This window comes from Nostoc sp. CHAB 5715 (assembly GCF_020829685.1).
In the GTDB taxonomy this organism is placed as follows: domain Bacteria; phylum Cyanobacteriota; class Cyanobacteriia; order Cyanobacteriales; family Nostocaceae; genus Nostoc.
This window is the reverse complement of record NZ_JAIVFR010000406.1, coordinates 1-6,298: the sequence shown is the minus strand read 5'-3', so window position 1 is coordinate 6,298 and position 6,298 is coordinate 1. Positions and strand designations below refer to the sequence as shown.

General features: G+C 46.6%; 3 protein-coding genes and 2 pseudogenes. 3 read left to right on the top strand and 2 right to left on the bottom strand.

Features of this window, described 5'->3' with window-relative positions; all coding sequences use genetic code 11:
* A partial coding sequence (locus LC574_RS21520; protein ID WP_229455513.1) for a TonB-dependent receptor plug domain-containing protein occupies positions 1 to 2,253 on the top strand: 2,253 nt, incomplete at its 5' end.
* 8 nt (positions 2,254 to 2,261) lie between these two features.
* Here LC574_RS21520 and LC574_RS21515 read toward each other — a convergent pair.
* Both LC574_RS21515 and LC574_RS21510 read right to left on the bottom strand, forming a co-directional pair.
* Positions 2,262 to 3,470, bottom strand: coding sequence for a GTP-binding protein (locus tag LC574_RS21515; RefSeq protein WP_229455511.1), 1,209 nt, complete (start codon positions 3,468 to 3,470; stop codon positions 2,262 to 2,264).
* A 102-nt stretch (positions 3,471 to 3,572) separates the two neighbouring features.
* Positions 3,573 to 5,426, bottom strand: a pseudogene (locus LC574_RS21510) (response regulator); the annotation flags it as partial.
* On the opposite strand from LC574_RS21510, the pseudogene nuoB reads away from it, so the two are divergent.
* Positions 5,374 to 5,958: pseudogene (gene nuoB / locus LC574_RS21505) on the top strand (NADH-quinone oxidoreductase subunit NuoB); the annotation flags it as partial. The pseudogenes LC574_RS21510 and nuoB sit on opposite strands and share 53 nt — an antisense overlap.
* On the top strand, positions 5,951 to 6,298 hold a 348-nt coding region (locus LC574_RS21500; RefSeq protein WP_368736714.1), incomplete at its 3' end, for an NADH-quinone oxidoreductase subunit C. The pseudogene nuoB and the gene LC574_RS21500, both read left to right, overlap by 8 nt.

Here is a 6,298-nt window from a genome sequence, read left to right as displayed (position 1 = left end):
TGCCTGGTCGAAGGCATGACCAACCATCCTGACACCGTCAGTATTCCCTTGTATGTTGATCTCATTGATGCAGCCAAAGGCAGGGTAGTGGATTCAAAGACTATTCAACTCACAAAAGGTTTTGGAAACGGGGAATTTAAGTTGGCCGATACCCTGGCCGGAGGGGCTTACAGGATCAGGGCTTATACCAGCTGGATGAAGAATTTTCCTGAAAGCGAATTCTTCCATAAAGATTTCTATCTCTTTGAATTTGAAGAAAAAGAAGTCCGGAAAACAGAGAAAATGCCGGAGCACGATTTTAACTTTTTCCCGGAGGGCGGGCAGCTCGTCAGCGGACTCCAGTCCAGGATTGCTTTTAAAGCCTCCGATAAACTGGGAAAGGGCGTCAATGTAACCGGGGCTGTTTTTAACAGTGCGGGAGATACCGTTATTAAATTTGAAAGCCAGCACCTGGGCATGGGAATTTTTAATTTTACCCCCGAGAAAGGACAGAAATACAGGGCCAGGGTGAGTTTTAATGCTATTGAAGAAAAAGACATCGCTTTTCCGGACATTGCAGAAAAAGGATATATCCTCATGACGGATAATTTTTCGAATCCTAAAAACCTGAAGACTTTTGTTTTCAGAAACACAGTTACAGAGCCTGAAGACATGATCCTGGTAGCACAATGCCGTGGAAAGGTGGTTTACTCTGCCCGCGTTCAGCTCACAAAACCTGCTTCTGCGATCCTTATTCCTAAAGAAGAACTGCCTGCAGGCCTGATAAAAATCACGTTACTCAACATACAGTCGCGGCCGGTTTGTGAGAGACTCATTTATAACAACCTGGGCCGGTCGCCGGAAGTGACTTTTAATCTTACTCAGAGTACTTACGTGAAAAGAAGTAAAACGACGGTCGAAATCCAGGTTTCGGGTCCCAAAGGGGAGCCCCTGGCCGGGGAGTTTTCTGTAGCCGTGCTGGATAAAAACCAGATCAAAGACCACGATGATGAGCGGCATATCCGGTCCTACCTGATGCTTGAGTCTGAGGTAAAAGGCTATGTGGAGAATCCTGCGGCCTATTTTGTCGCCGGCGATCCCAAAGCGTCTGTGCTTCTTGACCTGCTGCTCATGACCCAGGGATGGAGAAGGTACAGCTGGGAACAGGTGCTCAATTACCAGGAAAAACCCTATCTGTACCCTTTGGAAAGAGGGCTGGCCATTTCCGGGGAAATTACCAAACCCAACGGTAAAAACTTTGAAAAAGCGGTGAACCTGACCATGATGATAACCAAACCGGACAGCTCAACCCAGTTGTACTTCACCGAAGCTGAATTAGACGGGCGTTTCGAATTCTACGGACTGGATGTGAAAGATTCTGTGAGGGTGCTGCTTCAGGCCATTGCCGGTAAGAACAACCGGAACACTGCCATCATCATCGGTAATAATGATTTCAGGCAGATTGATTTGGTCAGAATCCCCTACCGGCCGGTTACTTTTGCTGCCCATGACCTGGCTGCTTATCTCAAATTCAGTAAGGAGATACTGGAGCTGGAAAGAAAATTAAGACTGAACAAGGTTATTTTCCTGGACGAATTTGTCGTAAAGGCAAAAAAAGTGGACCAGCGGCTGAAAGACAGGCGGGTACTTTACGGTCAGCCTGATGCCAGCATCAAAGTCACTGATAACATGACCGGATACAGCAATGTGCTGGAGATACTGAGAGGCCGGGTAGCCGGAGTACAGGTTTCGGGGGATATGTTTAACCCCAGTGTGGTGATCCGGGGCATCGGTACCTTATCGGGTAGTTCGGAACCGACTTATATCCTTGACGGCACCATCGTGGACAAGAGTCTTATTCTCTCCATACCGGCAACGGATGTTGAATATATTGATGTATTAAAAGGTCCGTCTGCAGCCATTTACGGATCAAGAGGTGGAAACGGTGTGATTTCTGTTTTAACGAAAAGAGGTAATCCGGATTATGACTGGAAAAATGACAACACTCCGGGGATAAAAAGATTTGGCTGGAAGGGGTATTCGGTGCCTGCCGAGTTCTATGTACCGCCCTATGACCAGGAGATTCCGGGAAATGAACGCCCGGATTTCAGGTCTACGGTTTACTGGAATCCTGTGGTCAGGACCGATGCCACAGGCAAAGGAAAGTTTGAGTATTTTAATACCGACAATGAGGCTACTTTTGAAATATACCTGGAAGGTCTCGTTTTCCCGGGAACGCCCGTGACAGGGAGAAAGACCTACCAGGTAAAGTGAAAAGGTGATCAGACAACCGGGAAAGGGTCTTTAAAACGCTTTCCCGATTCCATTTCACTGATCTCTTTTTCAGTGCACAGACATTGCCGGAGTTCTTCCGTAACCAGGCTATGGTTAAGGTCCTGGCCGATGATCACCAGTTCATTTCGCCTGTCACCGAAACGCCTATCCCAGCGTGATTCGATGGCTGCCTGATTTTCAACAAACGAAGCATACCTGATTCTTTCGTTGAAAGGCTTACTAACCCACCATATCCCGGCACTTTCGGCCCTGAGCGAGCCGCCTGACTGTGACCAGTTGAGGGCTTCATAAGGCCGGGAAGCCAGCCAGAAAAGCCCCTTGGAGCGGATAATGCCCGCATGCCAGTCTTCCGAAATGTAATCCCAGAATCTTTCAGGGTGAAAAGGCCGTTTATCCCTGAACACAAAGGATGAAATAACATATTCCTCTGTTTCCGGTTGGTGTGTTTTCCCATTTTCGTGATTCTGTATTTCTTGGATCCAGCCTGCGGAGGCCTGGGCCGTTTCAAAATCAAAAAGCCCGGTGCCTAAGATCGCAGACGGCTCAACCCTGCCGAAAGTGGAAAGGATAATTTTAGCGTGTGGATTCAGTTTACTTATTAATGTCCTGAGTTCATGAAGCTGCTCATGACTCACAAGATCCGCTTTGTTGATCAGGATGATGTCTGCAAATTCAATCTGGTCGGTCAGAAGATTAACGATCGGTCTTTGATCGCTGGCATCCTCATTCAATGCCCTTGAGTGGATCGTGTCGGAAGAGCCGAAGTCCTTACTGAAATTAAAAGCATCCACCACCGTTACCATGCTGTCTATGTAAGACCATTTTGATAAATCTATGCCATTAGCTTCATCCGTAAAACTGAAGGTCTGTGCCACCGGCACCGGTTCGGAAATACCCGTGGATTCAATCAGCAGATAATCAAAACGATTTTCACGGGCCAGCTTCTCCACTTCAATCATGAGGTCTTCCCTGAGTGTGCAGCAGATACATCCGTTTGACATCTCCACCAGTCTTTCTTCTGTTCTTGATAGTGTGTTCTCTTTTTCCACCAGCCGGGCATCAATGTTGACCTCGCTCATGTCGTTGACAATGACGGCTACTTTCAGACCCGCTTTATTGTGCAGGAGATGGTTGAGCAAAGTTGTTTTTCCGGCTCCTAAAAATCCGGACAATACGGTTACAGGCAATTTTTTCATCAGCAATGTTTGCAATAACGGATATTAAGAATATGACCTGCCACCAGGCCGAAACTGGCCAGGTAGCTGAGCTCATGCAGCCACGTGAAAGTGTCTTCAAAAAGAATGCAGTTGTTCAAGTATTTCTCGTTTGGGTGCTGGTAAATTTGCTTGGACTCGGTGTAAAAATAATGCTGTTTCATCAAGGAGACGTTCGGGCGATCGCACATCTTTAATGATGATTGTTTCGGCAATTCGTCTAAGTTCTGTTTCTTGAGCTTTGCTAATTTCTCTACCTGTGTAAACAATAATTGGTAAAGTTTTGCCGTGAGGTAGAAGCTTTATCTGTTCGATTAGTTCAAACCCAGTCATGTCGGGTAGCCCTAAATCGAGAACGAGGCAATCAAAATGCTGGGAGCGAATAGCTTCTAAAGCTGCTGCACCAGTGCCAACCGCAGTAGTAGAAACATCGCTGTTGCCAATCAACTCAACAATACTAAGCCGTTGAGTGTCGTCGTCTTCGACTACCAACAAATTTTTCACCTGGCGCTCAACAAAACCTTTAATTTTGCCCAACGCCTCGGATATTGTTTCACTGGTTAAGGGCTTTTGCAGATATGCGATCGCTCCTAGTTGCAAACCGCGCTGTCTCCCTTCCTCAACGCTCATAATATGTACAGGAATGTGGCGGGTATTAGGGTCATGCTTGAGACGATCTAATACAGTCCAACCATCCATTTCTGGCAACCTGATATCTAGCAAAATGGCTGAAGGCAGGAATTGCTGCGCTAACATCAAACCTGTACTGCCTGTTTGGGCAGTGATTACCTTGAATCCGTGTTGTTGCGCCATCTCTAGCAGGATACGCGCAAAATTAACGTCATCCTCAACAATTAGTAACACGCGATCGCCTATGCCAATAGTAGTGCGATCGTCATTTAGGAGTGGGGATTGGGGAGTGGGGAGTAGGGAGTGGGGAGTGGGGAGTGGGGAGTGGGTAGAGACGCGATTAATCGCGTCTGTACTAATTGGGGAGTAGGGAGTGGGGAATGGTTTTGATGTAGACTCAGGACTCAATTGTGGGAAGTAGAATGTAAAGGTGCTGCCTTGACCGGGTTGACTGATTAGTTTAATTTCGCCGCCAAAGAGACGGGCGATTTCACGGCTAATTGATAAGCCCAATCCGGTACCGCCGTATCTCCGACTGGTAGAGCCATCGGCTTGCTGAAATGCCTCGAAAATCACTTTCTGCTTGTCGGGGGCAATGCCAATGCCTGTATCGCTGACTGAGAAGGCGATGACAATCTGGGCGCGATTTAAAGTTTCTTGGTCTTTGCTCCATCCCTGCTTCGCTACCGCAATCCGCAAGCGTACCTCTCCTTGCTCTGTAAATTTAAAAGCGTTGGAGAGGAGATTTTTCAACACCTGTTGTAAGCGTTTGACATCTGTATAGATGGTTGTGGGCAATTCGGGAGTCAATTCAATTGTGAAAGCAAGTCCTTTGCTCTGAGCGATTTGCCGAAAGGTGCGCTCAATCTGATCGCCCAACTCTGTCAATGGCATTTGAGTCATGTCAATGGACATAGTTCCAGATTCAATTTTGGCGAGATCCAGAATGTCATTGATTAACGCCAACAAATCATTACCTGCTGAGTAAATTGTTTGGCTGTATTCGACTTGCTTGGCGGTGAGGTTGCGATCGATGTTATCTGACAACAACTTCGCCAAAATTAACAAGCTGTTCAACGGTGTCCGCAGTTCATGGGACATGTTGGCGAGAAATTCTGATTTGTATTTTGAAGAAAGGGCGAGTTGTTCAGCCTTATCTTCTAAAGAGAGTCTTGCTTGTTCAATTTCCCGATTTTTGCGCTCGACTTCTTGCTTTTGCATCGCCAACAACTCTGCCTTTTCTTCTAACTCAGCGTTGCTGTTTGGTACTGCTTGCTGCTTTATTGAGTTTGCAGCTTTAATTGGTTCCCGATTTGACTTTGACCGTTTTGGGCTAATTCCCCGTTCTAGCCCCCGCCAAGCCGATTTAATTATTACGGCAGGGACTATTACGATGAAGATGGCTCCCCAACTGGTGCGTCTTTATGAACAAATGCCAGAGCCAAAGTATGTAATTGCGATGGGTGCTTGCACAATTACTGGCGGGATGTTCAGCGTTGATTCCCCTACAGCAGTGCGCGGAGTCGATAAACTGATTCCTGTGGATGTGTATTTACCTGGTTGTCCTCCCCGTCCAGAAGCAATTATCGATGCAATTATTAAGCTGCGGAAGAAAATCTCCAATGAATCGATGCAAGAGCGGCATAAAATTAAGCAAACCCACCGCTACTACAGCACGACTCATAACCTGAAGCCAGTAGATGAAATCTTAACTGGTAAGTATTTGCAGTCAGAAACTCGTTCTGTACCACCAAAAGAATTGACGGAAGCGATTGGTATGCCAATACCACCTGCACTGCTGACAGAAAAGGCACAAAAGGAGGAACAAACCCGTGGCTGAAGAAGAATCTAAACCAGTACCAGCTGCCAAAGAAGAGTCATTGGTACAAGCGGGTAAAATTTCTCAGTGGTTGACGGAAAATGGCTTTGACCATGAGTTTTTAGCACCGGATAAGAATGGTGTAGAGATAATTAAGGTGGAGGCAGATTTCTTGCTTCCTACCGCTACAGCCCTTTATGCCTACGGGTTTAATTATCTCCAGTTTCAAGGTGGTGTTGACCTTGGGCCAGGACAGGAATTGGTGAGTGTGTATCACTTGATTAAAGTGGGTGATAATAGCGATCGCCCCGAAGAAGTTCGAGTTAAGGTGTTCTTACCACGGGAAATTTTACCCGCTTGT